Annotated in this window: 20 protein-coding genes; 10 read left to right on the forward strand and 10 right to left on the reverse strand. The window is 54.3% G+C overall.

Annotated features, from left to right (window positions below; all coding sequences use genetic code 11):
• Nucleotides 1-65: 65 nt before the first annotated feature.
• From IV433_RS21600 to IV433_RS21610, 3 genes are read right to left on the reverse strand one after another with little or no spacing between them, the layout of a single operon-like run.
• Entirely contained in the window at nucleotides 66-1301 is a 1236-nt protein-coding gene (locus IV433_RS21600) for a cytochrome c (RefSeq protein WP_195815870.1), read from the reverse strand.
• Nucleotides 1298-3061, reverse strand: coding sequence for a GMC family oxidoreductase (locus IV433_RS21605; protein ID WP_165057389.1), 1764 nt, complete (start codon nucleotides 3059-3061; stop codon nucleotides 1298-1300). Before IV433_RS21605 ends, IV433_RS21600 begins: the two co-directional genes overlap by 4 nt.
• Nucleotides 3062-3076: 15 nt before the next feature.
• Nucleotides 3077-3826 carry a gluconate 2-dehydrogenase subunit 3 family protein gene (locus tag IV433_RS21610; protein WP_195815871.1) on the reverse strand — a complete coding sequence of 250 codons (750 nt, stop codon included), beginning with the start codon at nucleotides 3824-3826 and terminating at the stop codon, nucleotides 3077-3079.
• A gap of 543 nt (nucleotides 3827-4369) precedes the next feature.
• On the opposite strand from IV433_RS21610, the gene IV433_RS21615 reads away from it, so the two are divergent.
• A complete protein-coding gene (locus IV433_RS21615) occupies nucleotides 4370-5803 on the forward strand; it encodes a YchO/YchP family invasin (protein ID WP_229893618.1) in 1434 nt (477 codons plus the stop codon).
• A gap of 3 nt (nucleotides 5804-5806) precedes the next feature.
• Here IV433_RS21615 and narL read toward each other — a convergent pair whose 3' ends face one another.
• Together narL and narX are read right to left on the reverse strand one after the other, a co-directional pair.
• Nucleotides 5807-6457 (reverse strand): two-component system response regulator NarL, encoded by a 651-nt coding sequence (gene narL, locus IV433_RS21620; protein ID WP_195815873.1) that lies wholly within the window; start codon nucleotides 6455-6457, stop codon nucleotides 5807-5809.
• Nucleotides 6454-8244 (reverse strand): nitrate/nitrite two-component system sensor histidine kinase NarX, encoded by a 1791-nt coding sequence (gene narX / locus IV433_RS21625; protein ID WP_195815874.1) that lies wholly within the window; start codon nucleotides 8242-8244, stop codon nucleotides 6454-6456. Before narX ends, narL begins: the two co-directional genes overlap by 4 nt.
• 362 nt (nucleotides 8245-8606) lie before the next feature.
• Here narX and IV433_RS21630 point away from each other — a divergent pair, with 362 nt between their 5' ends.
• Nucleotides 8607-10025 (forward strand): NarK family nitrate/nitrite MFS transporter, encoded by a 1419-nt coding sequence (locus IV433_RS21630; RefSeq protein ID WP_195815875.1) that lies wholly within the window; start codon nucleotides 8607-8609, stop codon nucleotides 10023-10025.
• A 55-nt stretch (nucleotides 10026-10080) separates the two neighbouring features.
• Here IV433_RS21630 and rcnR read toward each other — a convergent pair whose 3' ends face one another.
• Nucleotides 10081-10353 carry a Ni(II)/Co(II)-binding transcriptional repressor RcnR gene (gene rcnR, locus IV433_RS21635; protein WP_195815876.1) on the reverse strand — a complete coding sequence of 91 codons (273 nt, stop codon included), beginning with the start codon at nucleotides 10351-10353 and terminating at the stop codon, nucleotides 10081-10083.
• 169 nt (nucleotides 10354-10522) lie between these two features.
• Between rcnR and IV433_RS21640 the strand changes: the two genes are divergently transcribed.
• Nucleotides 10523-11389 (forward strand): nickel/cobalt efflux transporter, encoded by an 867-nt coding sequence (locus tag IV433_RS21640; RefSeq protein ID WP_370530274.1) that lies wholly within the window; start codon nucleotides 10523-10525, stop codon nucleotides 11387-11389.
• A 96-nt stretch (nucleotides 11390-11485) separates the two neighbouring features.
• On the opposite strand, the gene IV433_RS21645 is transcribed toward IV433_RS21640, so the two are convergent.
• The 3 genes from IV433_RS21645 to IV433_RS21655 all read right to left on the reverse strand — a co-directional run bounded on the left by IV433_RS21645 (nucleotide 11486) and on the right by IV433_RS21655 (nucleotide 13737).
• Nucleotides 11486-11758, reverse strand: a complete 273-nt coding sequence (locus IV433_RS21645) for a DUF883 family protein (protein WP_101078878.1) — start codon at nucleotides 11756-11758, stop codon at nucleotides 11486-11488.
• A gap of 114 nt (nucleotides 11759-11872) precedes the next feature.
• Nucleotides 11873-12676 (reverse strand): DeoR/GlpR family DNA-binding transcription regulator, encoded by an 804-nt coding sequence (locus IV433_RS21650; RefSeq protein WP_195815877.1) that lies wholly within the window; start codon nucleotides 12674-12676, stop codon nucleotides 11873-11875.
• A gap of 23 nt (nucleotides 12677-12699) precedes the next feature.
• Nucleotides 12700-13737 carry an alcohol dehydrogenase catalytic domain-containing protein gene (locus IV433_RS21655; RefSeq protein WP_195815878.1) on the reverse strand — a complete coding sequence of 346 codons (1038 nt, stop codon included), beginning with the start codon at nucleotides 13735-13737 and terminating at the stop codon, nucleotides 12700-12702.
• A gap of 190 nt (nucleotides 13738-13927) precedes the next feature.
• On the opposite strand from IV433_RS21655, the gene IV433_RS21660 reads away from it, so the two are divergent.
• From IV433_RS21660 to IV433_RS21690, 7 genes are all read left to right on the forward strand, one after another.
• Complete coding sequence (locus IV433_RS21660; RefSeq protein WP_195815879.1) at nucleotides 13928-14383, forward strand: PTS sugar transporter subunit IIA; 456 nt, start codon at nucleotides 13928-13930, stop codon at nucleotides 14381-14383.
• Nucleotides 14384-14501: 118 nt separating this feature from the next.
• Nucleotides 14502-15926, forward strand: coding sequence for a PTS fructose transporter subunit IIC (locus IV433_RS21665; protein WP_195815880.1), 1425 nt, complete (start codon nucleotides 14502-14504; stop codon nucleotides 15924-15926).
• Nucleotides 15927-15952: 26 nt separating this feature from the next.
• Nucleotides 15953-16222 (forward strand): HPr family phosphocarrier protein, encoded by a 270-nt coding sequence (locus IV433_RS21670; RefSeq protein WP_195815881.1) that lies wholly within the window; start codon nucleotides 15953-15955, stop codon nucleotides 16220-16222.
• Between the two features lie 80 nt (nucleotides 16223-16302).
• Entirely contained in the window at nucleotides 16303-16980 is a 678-nt protein-coding gene (gene deoC, locus IV433_RS21675) for a deoxyribose-phosphate aldolase (RefSeq protein ID WP_195815882.1), read from the forward strand.
• Between the two features lie 66 nt (nucleotides 16981-17046).
• Nucleotides 17047-18066: a Gfo/Idh/MocA family oxidoreductase gene (locus IV433_RS21680; protein ID WP_195815883.1), complete on the forward strand. Its 1020-nt coding sequence runs from the start codon at nucleotides 17047-17049 to the stop codon at nucleotides 18064-18066.
• Nucleotides 18067-18265: 199 nt separating this feature from the next.
• Nucleotides 18266-19195, forward strand: a complete 930-nt coding sequence (locus IV433_RS21685; RefSeq protein ID WP_195815884.1) for a LysR family transcriptional regulator — start codon at nucleotides 18266-18268, stop codon at nucleotides 19193-19195.
• A gap of 100 nt (nucleotides 19196-19295) precedes the next feature.
• Complete coding sequence (locus IV433_RS21690) at nucleotides 19296-19790, forward strand: DUF2501 domain-containing protein (RefSeq protein WP_195815885.1); 495 nt, start codon at nucleotides 19296-19298, stop codon at nucleotides 19788-19790.
• Nucleotides 19791-19990: 200 nt separating this feature from the next.
• Here the strand turns inward: IV433_RS21690 and IV433_RS26225 are convergent.
• A partial coding sequence (locus tag IV433_RS26225; protein WP_229893620.1) for a hypothetical protein occupies nucleotides 19991-20205 on the reverse strand: 215 nt, incomplete at its 5' end.

A 20205-nucleotide genomic window follows, 5' to 3' on the forward strand; every position in this document is an offset into this window, starting at 1 on the left:
AAAGTCTTCAAACGTCTGTAAGATAAAAGGCCGCTTTCGCGGCCTTTGTCCTGTCTGGCGTCCGGTTATTTCTTCAGCTCTGCGCGTAAGTCTTTCACATCGCTTGCCGAAACCGGTGCCGCGGCATTTCCCCAGCTGTTACGGATGTAAGTCAGCACGTTTGCCACGTCCGCGTCACTCATATTGGCATCAAATGACGGCATAGACGGCGCGGTCGGTTTGCTGTCGGTCGCGACCGGACGGCTGCCCGCCAGCACAACGCGGATCAGGGATGTCGCGTTTGGCTGGTTGATTAGCGCGGAATCGGCGAGGCGCGGGAACAACCCTTCCTGGCCCATGCCGGACGGCGTGTGGCAGGCGGAACAGCGGTCGGCGTAGATATTTTTACCGGCCACCATCGCGCTGTCTTCGGCTTTAACCGGAGAAGGGGCAGTGCTGCCGCTGTCGTGACCGCTGTCTTTCAGGTAAACCGCGACGGCTTTGAGATCCGCATCCGTCCAGTGCTGCGACGAATTCGTCACTTCTTCTGCCATCGGGCCGGAGGCAATATCGAAACGGTTAGAACCGGTTTTCAGATATTGCATCAGATCTTCCTGCGTCCAGTTGCCGATACCCGTGTGTTTATTGCTGGTGATGTCCGGCGCAACCCAGTTTTCCACCACAGCGCCTTGCAGGAACTCGCTGTCTTTATCGCCGCCAATCATGTTTTTCGGCGTATGACAGGTGCCGCAGTGGCCGAGCCCTTCAACCAGATACGCGCCACGATTCCATTCCGCGGATTTATCCATCTGCGGTTTGAATTCGCCTTTTTTGAAGTTCAGCCAGTTCCAGCCCATCAGGCTGGCGCGCACGTTGAACGGGAACGGCAGCTGATTGGTTTCCACTTCGTGATGTACCGGTTGCAGGGTTTGCAGATACGCCCAGATGGCGGCGTTATCTTCGCGGGTCACTTTGGTGTAGGCCGTGAACGGCATCGCGCCATACAGACGTTTTCCGCCGTGGCCCACGCCTTCGGACATTGCGCGCTGGAAGTCATCGAAAGACCATTTACCGATACCCGTTTCCGGATCCGGCGTGATGTTGGCACCGACTAAACGGCCAAACGGCGTTTCGATCGGTACGCCACCGGCGAACGGTCTGGCGTCCGGTGTGGAAGCCGTGTGGCAGGCCGCGCAGTCGCCGACGGTGGCCAGATAGCGCCCCCGTTCAACCTGCTCGAAAGAGCCGTCACCTGCGGCGTGCGCCAGGCCGGAAACGCTGAGCGCCAGCAAGCCGAGTGAGAATGACGTTAACTTTTTCATGCGATCATCTCTCCCGGTTTTTTCAGGTAATAGTTACGGATCGCATGAGCGGCTTTAAACGCCAGTGCGCCGACGGTGCCGGTCGGGTTGTATCCCGGGTTCTGCGGGAAGGCCGATGCGCCGACCACAAACAGGTTAGGTACGTCCCAGACTTGCAGGTGTTTGTTCACTGAACTGGTGGACGGATCTGCACCCATCACAAATCCGCCGACGACGTGAGACGACTGATACGGCGTACCGTTCCAGTGGCCTTTCATCGGGTTGGCAACCAGCTGACGCGGGTTCATCGCTTTGGCAATTTCCGCCACTTTACCGGTGCAATACGCCGCCATTTTCAGATCGTTTTCCGGGAAATCGAACGTGACGCGCAACAGCGGGCGACCGAGACGATCTTTGTAGTTCGGATCGAGCGACAGATAGTTAGTTTTGGTGGTGTAGCTGCTGGCCTCGCAGCCGATGGACATCGAGCTGAGATAGTTGGCCACGGTGGCTTTTTTCCACTCGGAACCCCATTTTGGCGTTCCCGGCGGAACAGGGCGATAGCCGATCGGCGCACCACCGATTGGCGTGACGCGGATACTGCCGCCGCCAAAGAATCCGAGGCCGCTGTGGTCGAAGTTATCGTTGTTAAAATCATCAATGCCCATCCCGACCGCACCTGCGCCGATGAACGGGTTGAAGTTCTTGTCATCGAAGAACAGCTGCACGCCGTTGGCCGTCTGATACGCGTAATTACGGCCGGTGGTGCCCTCTAACGTGACAGGATCATAAGGTTTGCCGATGCCGGAAAGCAGCATCAGGCGGACGTTTTCAAAGGTGAAGGCGCTGACGATCACCAGATCGGCAGGCTGTTCCCATTCGTCGCCGGAAGAGTCGATGTAAACCACGCCGGTCGCGCGTTTGCCGGTGGAATCTTTCAGCACCTGCATCACTTCACAGTTGGTGCGGGCTTCGAAATTCTCTTTGCGGATCAGCGCCGGTAATACGGTGGTGATGGCGCTGGCTTTGGAGTAGTTGGCGCAACCGTAGTTGGTGCAGAAACCGCAGAATGTACACGGCCCCATTTTGACGCCGAGCGGGTTGGTGTAAGGCTCGGAAATCAGCGAAGAGGGCACCGGGAACGCTTTGTAACCCATGTTGCGCGCGGCTTCGGCAAACAGCGTCGGGCCGTAAGGCTGATCCATCGGGCGGGTCGGATATTCAATCGAGCGCATGCCTTCATACGGGTTACCGCCGTCGCGATGCTCGCCGTTCACGTTGCTGGCTTTACCGGAAACCCCGGCGATGCGTTCAAACGAGGCGTAGTGCGGCTCCATTTCTTCCCAGTCGGTTCCCCAGTCTTGCAGAACCAGTTCTTCAGGGATGGCTTTTGCGCCGTAACGTTCGGTCAGATGGCTTTTCAGGCGGAATTCGTCCGGCTGGAAGCGGAAGGTAATGCCCGCCCAGTGGTTGCCTGCGCCGCCGGTGCCGTTGCCCGGATGGAATGAGCCCCATTCACGCATCGGTAAGGCGGTTTGTGCCGGGTTGTTACGGATAGTTATGGTGTTCTGACGCGTGCGTAACATCAGTTCCTGGCGGGAGTTGTAACGCAGTTCGTCGGCGACGGTGGCCACGTTAAAATCGCGCGCCGTATCACGCCACGGGCCGCGTTCGATAGCCACGACGTTGAGGCCTTCGTCACACAGTTCATTAGCGATGATCGAGCCGGCCCAGCCGAGCCCGATAACCACCACGTCGGTTTTAGGTAATTTCTTTGCCATAATGTTTTTCTGCCCTTAGCTCTTCATTTTCCATGCGTCGCCGCCTGAAATGCTCAGCGGTTCCAGATCGAGTTTCTGGTTATGTTTGCCGACATATTCGCGGTAATCGTAGCGTGCGCCGGGGAAGCCCAGCATTTTCCACGACACCATATTGCGGTTACCGCCATAAATCGGATCAGCGAAGAAACCTTCCATGGTGTTCTTGAGCGCAATGGCGAAGAACAGTTTGGAATCGATCCCATCCAGAGCAATTTTTCCGCCTTCGAGGCCGGACAGGATTTGGTCCTGCTGGTCGCCGGGCAGATCTTTGAACAGTTTCTGATGCTGCGACTGGCTGTATGTATCCAGTGCGGCCAGGCCGAGACGATAACGCTGCTGAGGAACTAAAGGAGACTGGTCGCCCTGTTCCGGTGTGCCGTCCTGGAACGGGCCTTCCATGTAAAGGCGGGCGTAGGTGCCGTAGAAACCGGCCAGCTGGCGGTCGATAAACACTGCGCATCCGGCGTCTTTACCTCCGACGCTCAGATTGTCGGCGGGTACCAGCCGGTCAACAATGGCTTCCATGGCGGCGGCTTCGGCGTCGGTGAAGAAAGCCCAGCCATCGATATCAATTTGCGGAGGCGGGCTGGCGTCAAAGGGGCTCCACACGGGCGTTCCTTTGAGGGTTACCGCGTTTGCGGCCTTGGCCGCGCCCAATACTGCGGAGGCTGCCGTGAACGAGAGAATTTGCCTGCGGGTGACACCCGGTAACGTTTTTTTGCTCATTTATGTTCCCTGTTTTTTATGTAGCAAGTTGCAGCTATAAATGGCGCACATCCCGTCGTCTTCCGGGCGGAAGAAAAGGGGAGAGGGACGCGTGCAGAAGCATTTTTTACGGCCTGACGACTGCCATTAAAAATGCCGGTCTGAATTCCGGTGCGCTCTGCAAAAGCAGTCGGGTGGCACCGGAATAAATCGTTAACCTGCTAAGGATAAATGAAAATGACCTGTAAAGATAAATGGTTAATTTGTTAAAAATGTTATGAAATGTGTGCGAATGGTTTTTAATGTTGTAATTTTAGACGTTTTTTTGTGATGTGCGTGGATTTTAACCGCACGTATTGCAGGGAATACCCCCGCATAATTCCACTTTATGAAAAGGGGTATGTGGCCATTCATGGCATGAAGGTTGAAATATGTCGTTTGTCAGGTAAGATCAAACCTTACGTTTAAAATGTGTAAGGCATGACAAAGGTCACAGATTTTTTTTCTTATTTATTGAAGCGTTATGCGGGCTCAACCTGCTTCTCTCTGCTCGTGGCAGGGGGATTGGCTTTCTATGCTGGAAGTGCCTCTGCGCTGACGGCAGACCCTTCTGAAGTTGCTTCCGGCGCTCGCGGGCTTTCGTATGATCTCTCCGGTTTCCTGCCTGCGGGTGATGAACAGTCCGCGTTTAATACCGGAAACATCCGGCAATCCAATGTGTTACCCAGCCTCGGCAGTCAGTACATTAAAAATGACAATGCCCCGAGCGCGACGGAAAAACAGCTCGCCACCACGCTGAAAGAACTCGGCACGACCACATCAGACAGCGACGATCCGCTGCGCTTGCAGGCGGAAAATATCGCGCTCAGCCAGGCCGCCAAACTGGTGCAAAAAGAAACCAGCAGTTTGCTTTCGCCGCTGGGCACTGTCAGCACAACGCTGGATGTCACCGGTCATAATCTGGATGGCAGCTCCGGCCAGCTTTTCAGCCCGTTGTACAATTCAGAGAATAACCTGGTCTACAGCCAGATCGGCCTGCAAAGCGCGGCGGACGCCACGGTGGGGAATTTCGGTCTGGGCCAGCGTTTTAATACCGGCGCGTGGATGCTTGGCTACAACGCGTTTATCGATAATGATTTCGACCATCAGCTGACACGCGGAAGTTTGGGCGCGGAAGCCTGGACGGATTACCTGCGATTTTCCACCAACTATTATCATCCGCTGACCTCGTATCGCGCCGACAGCAGCACGTCTGCGCAACTGCGGCGTCAGGCGCGTGGTTACGACATCACCACCAAAGGCTATTTGCCGTTCTACCGCCAGCTGGGAGCGTCGCTGAGCTACGAGCAGTATTTTGGCAATCAGGTGGATTTGTTTGGTAACGGTACGCGTCAGAGCAATCCTTCGGCGGTTTCGTTCGGGCTGAATTATACGCCGGTGCCGCTGGTGACCGTGATGGCAGAACATCAGGCCGGGCAGGATGGCGATAATCAGGATGTGGTGAAACTGACGCTCAATTACCGTCTGGGCGTGCCGCTGGATCAGCAGTTATCATCGCGCAACGTTGCCGCAGCGCGTTCACTGCGCGGCAGCCGGTTTGATATGGTCGATCGCAATAACATGCCGGTGATGGAGTTTAAACAGCGGAAAACCCTGTCGGTATATCTGGCGACGCCGCCGTGGTCATTGCAACCGGGCGAGACGGTGCCGCTGAAACTGCAACTGCGGGCGCTCAATTCCGTTGTCGCGCTGAGCTGGCAGGGCGATACGCAGGCGCTGAGCCTGACGCCGCCGGCCAATAACCGTAACGCGGAAGGCTGGAGCGTGATCGTGCCGCAATGGGACAATTCGCCGGGCGCCTCCAACAGCTACCGTTTATCAGTGACGGTGGAAGACAGCAAATCGCAGAAAGTAACGTCAAACTGGATCACGCTGACCGTTTCCCCACCGCTGACGGCGCAACCGCAATACGGCGATGACGCCGGGCTGAATTTCTAAACGTTAAATCACGTTACTCTGCAACACCCAGACCGCAGCTTCGACGCGGGATTTCAGCTTCATCTTTTTAAGCAAATGCTTCACGTGAACTTTCACCGTGCTTTCGGTGATGTTCAGGCGGCGGGCAATCATCTTGTTCGGCAAACCTTCGGCAATCAGCTTGATGATGTCGCGTTCACGCGGCGTCAGGGATTGAATATCGCGATCGCCGCTCGGACGGCTTTCACGCAAACTTGCCGCCAGCACCGGCGTCAGTGCTTCGCTCAGCACCATTTTGCCCGCCGCGGCGTTGTGCAGGGCGGCCAGTAAATCTTCCGGCTCCATGTCTTTGAGCAGGTAGCCGTCCGCGCCGCGTTTTAACGCCGTCACCACGTCATCTTCATGATTGGATACGCTGAACACCACCACGCGGCCGGACAGTGAGGTCTGACGCATGCTGTCGAGCGTATCCAGCCCGTTCATGCCGGGCATATTCAGATCCAGCAGGATCAGATCCGGGTCGAGCTGTTTCGCGAGTTCGACACCCTGTTCGCCGTTGCTGGCTTCGCCAATGACTTGCAGACTGGCATCGAGCGCAATCAGCTGTTTCACGCCGTTGCGCAGCATAGGATGATCGTCAATCAGCAAAATGGTGGAAGGGGTGATGTCGTTCATACTTGCTCCTGGGGATTAATGGGTAACGCTTCCGGACGGAAACGGACCGTGACTTCTGTGCCGCCGTCCGGACGTCGGGCAACCCGACATTGGCCGTGTAATGTGCTGGCGCGATCCTGCATGATGATCAGGCCGTAATGATTTTGCCGCTCTGCGTCAGGGGAAATACCTTCGCCGTTGTCGCAGATGCTCATGGTGATTTCGCCTTCACTGGCGTGCAGTGAAAGGGAAACCTGCGTCGCTTTCGCGTGTTTATAGGCATTGTTCAGCGCCTCGCGGGCGATGTGTAACAGGTGAATGCCCTGATTCGCCGGAACCGATCGCGGCGGGATCTGATAATCGAAATCTATCGCCAGCCCCATGCGGCGCGAGAATTCGTCCACCGTATGTTGCAGCGCAGCCCGCAGGCCGGGTGTATTGATCGTCAGGCGGAACGTTGTCAGCAGTTCGCGCAGCTGGCGGTACGCGGTGCTCAGCTCCTCACGCATCTGCTGTAACAGTGCCGCATCTTCCTCACACAATCTTTCCTGATGCATCTGCAAACAGGCCACCTGAATTTTCAGGCAGGACAGCGACTGCGCCAGCGAATCGTGAAGCTCGCGGGCGATGGCCGAACGTTCTTCCATCAGCATCAGCTGCTGCTGATCCTCAGCCTGCCGCGCCAGCATTAAAGTGCTGGTCAGTTGCTCAAGCAGCGTATTCACCAGCTGTTGCTGATCGTCATTAAGATGTTGCCCCGACGGCAACTGCGCCAGCAGAACGCCGTAGTTTTCGCGCTCATCGCGCAGACTCCAGCTCAGGGATTCCCCGGTTTCACCCGCATGATCACCCACTTTCGGGCTGACCGGCTGGCGCGGCGACGCCTGACTGAATTCATTAAACACTTCCGCGCCGTTATTTTCGTATTGCCGCACCTGCACGCCACTGAGCGGCGTCAGTGACTGCAATTCTTTCAGTACCGGCTGCATCCGCATTTCCAGCGGTGCGCTGGTGTGCAGCTGGCGGCTGACGCGGTACAGGTAATCCAGCACCCGGTTTTTCTGTTGCAGATCGGCGGTTTTCTCCGCCACGCGCTGCGCCAGATTATCCACCATTTCACCCAGCGCCACTGACATGCTGTTGAGCGAATCGCCGAGAATATCCATCTCGTTATGCGCATTGCCGGTCGCCACGCGTTTGCGTTCATAGCGGCGGGTGAAGTCACCGGCGGTGATGGCGCTGGCCTGAGAAAGCAGGCTGCGCCACGGCGTCAGCAGATGACGACGGAGGAACCAGATGGTCAGCGCCAGCAGGATCAGGGTGAAAGACACCAGACCGCGCTGGATCAGCGCAATCTGCTGCAAATGGTATTCGGTTTTATGTTCCAGCTCGGCGACCAGCGTATCGAGCTGGCTGACAAACACCGCCATATTCGCGGAGACGTCCTGCGGATGTTTCGCTGCCAGAACCTGATCGCGCAAGGTGGTCTGCCAGTAATGGCGCAGGGCAAAAAATTGCGGCTGGAGATTTTCACGCTCAACGGCCTGCAACAAATCGGCGCTGTTCTGGTCAACTTCCATCTGGCGGATATATGCGGCGCTTTTGCCGTTCAGCGGCACTTCGGACAATAACCGGTAACTCTGCATGCGCAGCGAACCGGCTTTATTAATGGCGTGGGCGTTACCTTCAATACTTCCCGCCATCCACGCCGCCATGCTCATTCCGCCAATGCCCAGCAGGCCGAGCAGCAGCATCAGCAGGGTGATCTGACTGACCAGCGAAAGAGAAGGCAAAGCGCGTTTAAACATAACTGGGTTCCTGGACCTGTGTCGGGAGCGGTAAATACCGTGAAAAGCTGAAACGATATAATTACGGAGTGGCATTTTTTATGATCAGGGGGAGTTTCCCTATACCTCTTTGTGATTACTCCTTTATTTCCATCAGGTTGATACTCCTGATAATCACAGGGAGATTGAGTGACCAACTCAATGAATCTTAGCACTTTATCTGAAACCCGCCGGATACTCACAAAGGATTTGTGGTCTTTTTTTCGCCTTTTTACACCTGCCGTTGCGTTGATTTGCATCAACATGCGGAAGCGGTGCTCTACCTAGTGTGTGCGACATAACTCAGTCATTACAACTATAACGCGCTGCTACACGAGGTACTTATGTCACAAACATCTGCTCCATCAACGGAAAAGCCGTCACGCCTGCTACAGGACTGGCGGCCGGAAGATCCGGCATTTTGGGAAAAAACCGGGCATAAAGTGGCGAGCCGGAATCTCTGGATTTCAGTGCCTTGTCTGTTACTGGGTTTCTGCGTCTGGATGCTGTTCAGCCTGGTGTCGGTAAACCTGAACAAAGTCGGCTTTAACTTCACCACCGATCAGCTGTTCATGCTGACCGCCATTCCTTCCGTTTCCGGCGCACTGCTGCGCGTTCCTTACTCGTTCATGATCCCGCTGTTTGGCGGTCGTCGCTGGACGGCACTCAGCACCATCTTCCTGGTTCTGCCGTGCGCATGGCTGGGCTTCGCGGTGCAGGATGTCAGCACGTCTTACAACACGTTCCTGATTATCGCACTGCTGTGCGGTTTCGGCGGCGCAAACTTCGCGTCAAGCATGTCCAACATCAGCTTCTTCTTCCCGAAAACGAAGCAGGGCGGCGCACTGGGTATTAACGGCGGTCTGGGTAATCTGGGCGTCAGCGTAATGCAGCTGGTCGCTCCGCTGGTGATTTCCCTCGGCGTGTTTGCCGCGTTCAGTGACAAACAAACGCTGGCGAACGGAGCAGACATGTGGCTGCAAAATGCGGCGTGGATCTGGGTACCGTTCCTGATTATCGGCACGATTGCCGCATGGTTTGGCATGAATGACCTGGCGACGTCTAAAGCGTCTATCCGCCAGCAATTGCCGGTACTCAAACGTGGTCACCTGTGGATCATGAGCGTGCTGTATCTGGCGACATTCGGCTCGTTCATCGGCTTCTCTGCCGGTTTTGCGATGCTGACCAAAACCCAGTTCCCGGAAATAAGCATCATTTCGTACGCGTTCTTTGGTCCGTTTGTTGGCGCACTGGCTCGTTCTGCGGGCGGCATGTTATCCGACCGTCTGGGCGGTATCCGCGTGACGCTGGTGAACTACATTCTGATGGCTGTTTTTGCTGGTTTGTTGTTCCTGACCCTGCCGGTGAACGGCGCGGGCGGTAACTTCCCGGCCTTCTTCGCCGTCTTCATGGTGCTGTTCCTGACGGCCGGTCTGGGCAGTGGTTCGACTTACCAGATGATTGCGGTGATCTTCCGTAAAATCACCACCGATCAGGCGAAAGCGCGCGGTGCAACCGACGACGAAGCGCTGCGTGAAGCCGTCACGGACACGGCGGCGGCACTGGGCTTTATCTCTTCGATTGGTGCGATCGGCGGCTTCTTCATTCCTAAAGCCTTCGGGACTTCTCTGGCGCTGACCGGTTCACCGGCGGGTGCGATGAAAGTCTTCCTGGTGTTCTACGTGGTGTGTGCGCTGATCACCTGGCTGGTGTACTGGCGTAAGCTGAACAAAGGTTTTGCGACCAAACAGGTCAGAAAATAAAGTCTGACAGACAGTAACGAAAAGGGGCTCCGGTCCCTTTTTTCATGGGCGCAAATCACTTCACGTAAGAATTCAGCACATTCAGCACGACATCCAGATCGGCCTCGCGCTTCGCCACATCCTCTTCATGCACCAGATGATCGGTCAGATGTCCCTTGATCACTTCGCGCATCAGCCCGTTGACCGCACCCCGGATTGCGGCAATCTGCTGCAAAACCGCTGAACATTCGTGCGGCTCATCCAGCATTTTATTCAATGCCACAACCTGTCCCTGAATCTTGCTGGTACGCGCTTTCAGCTTCTGTTTATCGCGAATGGTATGTGACATGTTAACTCCCTGATGGCCGAAAATACGCGGACAGCATAACATCCTCAGGATACTGGGGGGTAGTATTTGATACTGGGGGGGAGTACAATCGTCCGCGCCACTTTCCTTGAGAATAATAATCATGAACGACTTTGCCACATTGTTGTAGCAGGGGAATGCCTGGGTATTTATTCCCAGCGCCATATTGTTAGGGGTTTTGCACGGCCTTGAGCCGGGGCATTCGAAAACGATGATGGCGGCATTCATCATCGCGATCAAAGGCACCGTCCGGCAGGCAGTGATGCTCGGGCTGGCGGCTACGGTTTCGCATACCGCCATCGTCTGGCTGATTGCGTTTGGCGGGATGGCTATCAGTAACCGTTTTACTGCCGAATCGGCGGAGCCCTGGCTTCAGCTGATCTCGGCCGTGATAATCGTCGGAACAGCCACGTGGATGTTCTGGCGGACTTATCGCGGAGAAAGCGCGTGGAAACAGCAGCAAAATGGCACGGGGCATACCCATGATCACGGCGCTCATGATCACCATCATGATCATCCGCATGACCATCATCACGGCCACGATCACGGGATTCTTCAGGCGGCCAGCGTGCCTCACGCCGTTAACGCCAGACCGGCGAGCCTGACAGGGTTTCGCGTTAACGTCGCTGCGCAGGAATATCAGGACGCACACGAAAGGGCGCATGCGGGGGATATCGCGCGGCGGTTTGCGACACAGGAAGTCACCAACTGGCAGATTCTGTTCTTCGGCCTGACCGGCGGGCTGATCCCGTGTCCGGCGGCGATTACCGTGCTGCTGATTTGCATCCAGCTGAAAGCGCTGGCGCTGGGTGCCGCGCTGGTGGTCTGTTTCAGCCTCGGGCTGGCGTTAACGCTGGTGACCGTGGGTGTGGGGGCGGCGGTGAGTGTCCGTCAGGTTGCCAAACGCTGGAGCGGATTCAACACGCTTGCCCGGCGCGCACCGTATTTTTCCAGCGTGCTGATTGGCGTTGTCGGAATTTATATGGGTGTACACGGTGTTATCGGGCTGACGTCGTAAGGAAGGAAACCGGCGGGGGATTCACGAGGCAATAAAAACAAAGAAAGCCCGGCGGGCTTTCTTTTGCTGAAGCTTAAAACTGATTAACCGTAAGGGTTATTTGCGGCCAAGCAGTAAACCGAGCACGACGCCGATAGCACCTGCGGCGATCAACCCTGACAGCGGATTTTCTTTAATCTTTTCTGCAACATCCGAAACCGCATCACTTGCCTGAGCAGAGTATTTGCGTGCCGCGCCTTTCAGCTGATGTTTCGGTGAATCCACAAAGTCCCCAAATTGCTTCTGCGCTTCGCCAGCAAACTCGTTTGCTTTGTTTTCGACCTTATCAGCCAGACGATCTGCATCGTTATCGAATTCTTGAGATGACATTTTAGTGCTCCTTTGTTTGTGTCAGCTGTTAAGCGTAGTCGGAAAACCTGATGTCTGCCGGTTTCCCGCACAACGGCATGGCACAATTAGGAGGATTACCTAATAGCAATAATATTACACGCGGCCTTTCGCTGAGCCGTCACACACCAGCATTCCCTGCGCTTCCAGCCCGGAACGGACGTCATCTTTAATGCTGTCGGTGATGAAAATATGGATATCGGAGATATCGGCAAATTTGGCGAATGCGTCACGGCCGATTTTGGTTGAATCCGCCAGCAAAATCACGCTGGTCGAGCAGGCAATCATCTTCTTTTTAAATGCCGCCTGCCGCACATCCGGCGTCGTCGCGCCATTTTTAAGCGTAAAACCGTTGGTGCCCATGATGGCTTTATCGATGATCAGATCAGACAAACTGTTGTCGTTACTGAACGGGATCACGCAGTGAAGTTGTTTGCGCACTGCGCCGCCGATAAAGAACAGATTCACCACGCCCGGCGAATCTTCCAGCGTCAGGGCAATTTTTAAATCGTTGGTGATCACCGTCAGTTGCTGGCGTTCACCCAGAGTTTTCGCCAGTTCCAGCGTGGTGGTGCCGGTATCGAGCAACAGCGTATCGCCGTCTTCAATCTGCTCAAGTGCGAGCTGCGCAACCATGACTTTCGCATCATGGTTGCAGACCTCTTTTTCCGTGGACATCATTTCCACGCCGGTTTTACTGCGGATCAGCACGCCGCCGTGCGTCCGCGTCACCAGCATGTTCTTTTCCATTTCACGAAGATCATTACGGATCGTGGAAGTCGAGACTTTGAATATTTGGCAAAGCTCGGCGACCGTGGCTTTCTTGTTTTCCTCCACAAACGCAAGAATGGCTTGCTGGCGTTCGAGCGAAAAAACTTTATCTTCCGAATGATCGTTCATGATTTTTCTCAGTGTCCGGCGGGTTATAAAACGAAGGCCACTTTCAGCGCCTGTCCTGAACGGGCGGCGCTGAAAGCCTCGTCATATTGTTCAAGAGTGTACTTGTGAGTCAAGATTTCTTTCAGATTAATCAGTCCATTGGAAATCATTCTCAGGCTTTCGCGATACTGACGTAAATTCTGCCCGCTCATGCCGGTCACCGTGATCTGCCGGTAATGAATAATGTTGGTATTCAGGCTGACCATTTCTTTACCGTGCGGCAAACCGCCGAAGAACAGCACGCGGCCATTTAACGCCGTCAGTTCAAAGGCCAGCGACTGAATTTCCGCAATCGACGCCGCCGTAATCACCACGTCACAGCCGCGATTTTGCGTAATGCGCATGACGTCCGCCAGCGTATCGGTGCCGCTTACCGGCACAAAGTCCGGGTCAAAATTACACGCCATCGCCAGCCGTTCCGGGTTGATGTCGCTGATCAGCACTTTTCCGGCACCCGCCGCTTTATGCAGCATGGCGTGCATCAGGCCAATCGGCCCCGCGCCAATCACCAGAACCGTGTCGCCGGCGCGGGTATGGCAGCGCTCAAAGGCATTATAGACACAGGAAAAAGGCTCAATCAGCGCGCCTTCTTCAAACGAAACGTGGTCCGGCAACGCCACGATATTTCCCTGCTGCACGGCGCGGGCGGGGATCACCACATAACGGGCAAACGCGCCGTTTTTCTGAATACCCAACGCCTGGAATTCCTTGCAGGTTTGCGTATTGCCGCTGATGCAGCTGTCGCAGGTGCCGCATCCGTAGTTGGGGGCGACTGCCACGCGCATTCCCACACGCCATTCCGGGCTGACGTTCGCCCCCACTTTCTCAATGACGCCCGATAATTCATGCCCCAGCGTTAACGCCTGCGGTGACTGGCGATGGCCGTTGGCGAACATCCGCAAATCGGTACCGCAAATCGCCCCGACTTTACAGGCCAGCAGCACTTCGTCTGGCGCGATTTCGGGTTCAGGCAGGTCGGTTAAACGGAGTTCACCTTTGGCAAATAACTGAATTGCTTTCATAACAGCCTCTCAATGGTTACAGGACGGAGCATCTTTTGCTGAACGGGGTGTTGATCAAAAAATCGACTCAATGTGAATTCTTGTGAGTTTAGTCATGTAATTACCGATGTCAATTGTTTACTATCGTTTTGCTCTTTATTCACTCATAAACGATAACAAACGATAATTAACAGCAAAAGGGAAAGCCAGTATGAGGATTTTTTCAGAAGACACCGTGATGTTGCGTCTGGACGCACAGGATAAAGACGACGTTCTGCGGCAAATGGGCAAAAAGATTGAAGCGACCGGGTGCCTGAACCCGGGTGGTTTCGAAGACTTCATGGCGGCCATCCGTAAAAGAGAAGTTGAGTTCTCAACGGCGGTCGGCCACGACTTCGCCATCCCGCACGGCAAGAGCGACGCGGTGGCGTTGCCGGTTGTCGCCTTTGCCCGGCTGGCGAAGCCGGTTTTATGGGATGCCGAAGAAGATGACCAGGCGCAGTACGTCTTCATGATTGCCGTGCCTGAAGAAAGCGCGGGTGATGAACACATCAGGATCCTGATGAAACTCGCGGGCGCGATTATGGAAGATGATTTCCGTGACCAGATTGCTGCGGCAAAGGATGAAGCGCAGGTCATTGAAATCATAACCCGTTACGTTGATTAACCTCTTCACGTTCTGTTCTGGCCTGAATTCATCTGATATCGATAGAAAACGATAATAAACAGAGTAGATCAGCAGTAAATGACAGGCCGGAAAAGTCACCCTTTATGGAGCCAGAATCATGTCGACCAGAGAAAAGTTTTTTGTCGCAGTAACGGGATGTCCGACGGGGATCGCCCATACGTTTATGGCGGAAGCCGCGCTGAAAAAGGCCGCTGAAAAAGCCGGTGCGGAGATCCGCGTTGAAACCAACGGGGCCGTGGGCATTGAAAACGCGCTGACGGCAGAAGAAATCGCCCGGGCCGATATGGTGATTCTGGCGTCCGACAAAGCGGTGGAAATGGCACGCTTCGACGGCAAGCCGTTGATCCGCGCATCGGTCGGGCACGGTGTCAAAAAAGCCACTGAACTGGTGGCCAGGGCGATGGCCGGTGAAGAAGACGTTTACCGGCACGAACAAATTGCAACGCCTGATCATGAAAAACCTGCTGCCGAAAAAGCAGAGCGTCAGGGCGCCGGACGGTCGGTTTATATCTCCCTGATGAACGGCGTGTCGAACATGTTGCCGTTCGTGGTCGCAGGCGGCGTCTTAATCGCCATTTCCTTCTTCTGGGGCATTTACTCTTTTGACCCGACCAGCGTGCAATACAACCCGATTGCCGCCAGCCTGTTTAAACTCGGCAAACTCTCGTTTTCATTAATGGTGCCGGTCTTCACCGCGTTTATCGCGTACTCCATTTCGAACCGCCCCGGTTTTGTGGCCGGATTCGTCGGCGGCCTGCTGGCGACTGACATCGGCGCGGGCTTTCTCGGTGGCATTATTGCGGGCTTTTTCGCCGGTTATTTCATGAAATGGATGCTGCACATCACCCGTTCATTTCCCCGTTCGCTGGAAGGTTTCAAGTCCATCTTCCTGATGCCGCTGATTGGCGTTCTGGTGGTCGGTACCTTCATGCTTTCTGCCGGTTCGACCATCGCGGCCTTAAATAAAGGCATGATGGTGTGGCTGGCCGGGCTGGAACACGCGAACCCGCTATTGCTTGGCATTGTGATTGGCTGTATGAGCGCGTTTGACCTCGGCGGCCCGGTGAACAAAGCCGCGTATGTTACCGGAACGATGTTGCTGGCTGAGCAGGGCAACGCATTATTTATGGCCGGCGTCATGACCGCCAGCATGGTGCCGCCGCTGGTGATTGCCTTTGCGACCGTGATGTTCAGAAAGTATTTCGAAAAAGAAGAGCAGGCCGCCGGGCTGGTGAACTTTATTCTCAGCGCGACGTTTATTGCCGAAGGCGCAATCCCCTTTGCCGCAAAAGATCCGCTGCGTGTGATCCCGATACTCATGCTGAGCGCGTCGATCGGTGCCACGCTGACGTTCTTCTTTAAAGTCGCGGTGCCAGCCCCGCACGGCGGGCTGATTATTCTTCCGCTCGTCACGCACGGTTTACTTTGGGTAATGGCTATTCTCAGCGGCGGACTGACCGGCGGCATTATTTACGGGTTATACCGCAAGGCTAAATTTAATAAATCCGCGCTGACTGTTTAAGCTAATTAATAAGGAAGCAGAACGTTATGATTGCATCAAAAATACGTTTTATTAACCCCATGGGATTTCACAGTCGTCCCTGTGCAACATTTTCGAAAATGGCGAAGAAATTCAACTGCAACGTCAGCCTGGTGAATAAAGAAAAAGCAGCCGATGGCAGAAGTATGCTTGCGCTGATGAAACTCGGCATCGTTCATGATTCGACGATTACTTTACTCTGCGAAGGCGAACAGGAAAAAGAGGCCAGTGAAATACTGAGTCATTATTTATCCACGCTGGTGGAAGAGGCGGGCTGAAATTATTGTCATCGTAACCCATAAATTTATTTGCCGGCAGGCAATTCCCTGAATACTAAAACCTGATTAAGGAATAGAAAATGAAATACTCTGCTGAAAAACTGGCTGCATTCTTTGACCATACCAATCTTCATGCGTTTGCGACCAAAGATGATTTCCAAAAACTGTGTGATGAAGCGAAAGAATACGGTTTTGCTTCTGTCGCCATCAACTCCTGGCCGGTCGCCACGTGCCGCGAAATGCTGAAAGGTTCACCGGTGCTGACCGGCGCGGCGATCGGTTTCCCGCTGGGCCAGATGACCATCGCCGCTAAAGTATTTGAAGCACAGGACGCCGTGAATAATGGCGCGCAGGAATTCGATTACCTGCTCAATGTCGGCAAAGTCAAAGAGCATGACTACGCCTATATCAGAGCGGAAATGGCGGCGCTGGTCGCTGTTGCCAATAAAGCCGGGATTGTGTCGAAAGTCATTTTCGAAACCTGTTACCTGACGACAGAAGAGATTATCAACGTGGCAAAAATCGCCTCAGAAGTGAAACCGGGCTTTGTTAAAACCTCCACAGGATTCGGCACGGCGGGCGCAACCACTGAACACGTCAGATTAATGAAAGAACACGCGGGCGAACACGTTCAGGTTAAAGCTGCGGGCGGAATTCGCACACTGAGCGATGCGCTTGCCATGATTGATGCGGGCGCAACGCGTCTGGGCAGTTCTGCCGGCATAAAAATCGTTAATGAACTCATCGCTGCGAAATAGCATTCAGAAAACTGGCCTGTGATGCAGGCCGGTAAATAACGAAACGTGCCCTGACTGAGGCTGAAAATGAATAAAATGATTAATGTGTGTCTGATTGGCTGTGGCCGCGCGGGGATGATCCATGCCCGGAATTATAACGGCAATCTTCGTCATGCGCGGTTAATGGCAATATGCGATCCCGACGCGGAAAATCTGGCGGAAGTACAGAAAGAACTTCAGGTGGAATATCAATACACCGATTATCGCGAAGCCCTGAATAACGAAAGCATCGACGCTATTGTGGTGGTGACACCCACACATTTACACCGGGATATTGTGGTTGCCGCCGCGAAAGCCGGAAAACATATTTTCTGCGAAAAGCCGATGGCCGGAACGGAAGAAGAATGCAACGACATGATCGACGCGTGCCGGGAATATAACGTCAAATTACAGTTGGGTTTTATGCGCCGTTTTGATGAGAATTTTAAAACGGGCAAAGAGGTGATTGAAAATAAAACCGTCGGCGAAGTGACGTTACTGAAATCACTGACGCATGGCCCGAGCGAGCCTAAAGAGTGGATGTTCGATATTTCCAAAAGTGGCGGGCCGGTTGCCGAAGTGAACAGCCACGATCTCGATACGCTCAGGTGGTACGCCGGAGCCGAAGTGAGCATGATCCACGTCATCGGCCATAATTTCCGTTCACCGGAAAAAGCCGTGGAATACCCCGATTATTACGACACCTGCGCGGTCATGATGCAGTTCACCAACGGTATCATCGGCATGATCGACGGCGCGCAGTACGTTCAGTACGGCTACGATGCCCGCGCGGAAATTCTCGGCACGCACGGCATTGTCAAAGTTGGCCGCCAGAACAGCAATAACGTGGAGGTGGTGACGCGCGACAAAACCATTCAGGCGCAATCCATGCCGTCCTGGACGAAGTTATATCAGGAAGCCTACGTACGCGAAGCCGAAGCCTTTATCGACGCCATCCGTCACGACACCGAAACGCAGGTCACCGGTCACGACGGGAAAATGGCGCTGATTCTGGTCAGGGAAGGGCTGAAGTCGCTGCGCGAAAAGCGCCCGGTCTTTATTGAATAATCTGCCCTTATGAATAAGCTGCGAGTTATAAAGTAATCAAATGTGATTCCGGCATGATTTCCCGCGTATCCCGAAAAACAAATTTCGTGAATGTGGGATATCATGCGGTATGCATCATCCGGGAAGTCGCTTTCCGCGGGCAATTCCGTTCACATTGTGTTCTGAATTAATCACTGTAACTCAATGAATATTCAATAAAATGGACATCAAACAGCTTATTTATCTCTGTAATCTTGAACGGGAACGTCATTTCGGTCGGGCGGCGGAAGCCAGTTTTGTCAGCCAGCCGACGCTGTCGATGCGGCTCAAAAACCTTGAAAAAGAACTCGGGCTGAACCTGATCAACCGGGGTAACAACTTTGAAGGATTCACCGCCGAAGGCCTGCGGGTGCTGAGCTGGGCGCGCGAAATCGTGGCGGTTTACGAAGGCCTTAAGCTGGAGGTGGAATCTCTCAAACAAGGCATGAGCGGGACGTTACGCATCGGCGTTATGCCGCAGTGCAGCGTTTCGCTGGCGCAGCTGATCAAAGCGGTGAGCCAGGCGCATCCGGGGCTGGATTACCGCGTCTCGGAAGTCAGCGCCGATCAGCTGATTGAAGCGCTGAGCAGCCATTCCGTGGATGTCGGTATCGGCTTTTTCGAATTTTCAACCCTCAATGAACTGCGTTTCCAACTGGTGTCGCTTGATGACGGCGGCGTGGACGTGGTGTATCACCCGGACCATTTCCCTGAGCTGGACAATGTCGGGCTGATGACCGCCGAACAGGCCGCGGCGTTGCCTTTGTGTCTTTCCGAGCCGAGCCGATATTTCCGCCGGTATCTGGATAATTTTTTCCGTCAGGCCGGGCTGGAACTGCATCCGCGTCTGGAAAGCACCTCAATATTTCAGCTGATGCAGGGCGTGTTTGTCGGCATTGGCTGCGCGCTGGTGCCGAGCGGGCATCTGATTGATGAAATGCATCCGGCACTGAAACGCTGCCCGCTGGACATCACGCCAATGACCCGCCACGCAGCATTGGTGGTTGCCGAACCGGGCAGGGCGACGGCGCTGGCACAGCATTTCTTCACCGCCGCCGGTCTGTGGCTGACGCAGCAACAACCGCTTAAACCCCCGTCGACGATCAAATAAAACCGGCATTGCCGGTTTATCTCCCATTTTCCTATTGATGAATTCATCATTTAAGACCAAGCTTTCCCGCAATATATAAGTGAAATGAATGGAGTAGCACATGAAAGCATTAAAAGCTGGCGTTCTGGCAATCGTCGCGGGCAGCCTGTTAGTGGCAGCCTCCGCACAGGCATCAAATAACCTGCTGGGACAACTGCAACAGGCAGCCACCGACGGCCTGAACAGTGCGGGAACAAACTCAGGGACGGGAACCACATCATCACTGACTTCACTGCTAAACGGCGGCGATAAAGCGCTGACCTCCACCAGCGCGACCAACGTCGCCGGTGTATTGCAGTATTGCGTGAAAAACAACGTACTTTCCAAAGCCAGCACAGAAAACGTGAAAGATCAGCTGCTGAACAAACTGGGGATCCAGAGTGCTTCCGGCGCTGAAAGCAAGGATTACCAGCAGGGGCTGGGGGGTTTGCTGAAAACCGGTAAAGATCAGAGCGTTGACCTGAATAATCTCGGGAGCGGGCTGACGCAGGTGAAAGAGAAAGTGAAAACCAAAGCATGTGATGTGGTGCTGAAGCAGGCAAAATCATTCATCTGATGATTGCAGAGGCCGCTGCAATGGCGGCTTTTTACTTCAAATTCAAATTCAAAATTAAGACCTTGGGTTGCCACCCAAACGGGATTTTAACGGGATCGAGAATATTTCGGTTTCTCACTTGCAGTGATCACTTAACTCACTGCGCCGAAACCGCCAAAGAGGGAGGAAAGCGCCTCCCTCTTTGATCTCCCACGCTTTTTTTACTCCGCGCTATCGCTGGGCCGATGGACATGTTCTGGCACATCAGCGTGTGGCGCGAAATCTTGCCGCTGCGCGGTGCCTTCCCTACGGGCTTCGAGCCTTGTATCTTGTTTTTCGTAGTGGTTAGCTACCATTACATGAAACAGAGTGAGCCTGATTCGAGCCTCATGAGAAAAACCTGGACCTAAGTAAAAGCCCTCTGTTTCACCTTTCA

Origin of the sequence: Rahnella laticis (genome assembly GCF_015644585.1) — a bacterium.
Lineage (GTDB): Bacteria > Pseudomonadota > Gammaproteobacteria > Enterobacterales > Enterobacteriaceae > Rahnella > Rahnella laticis.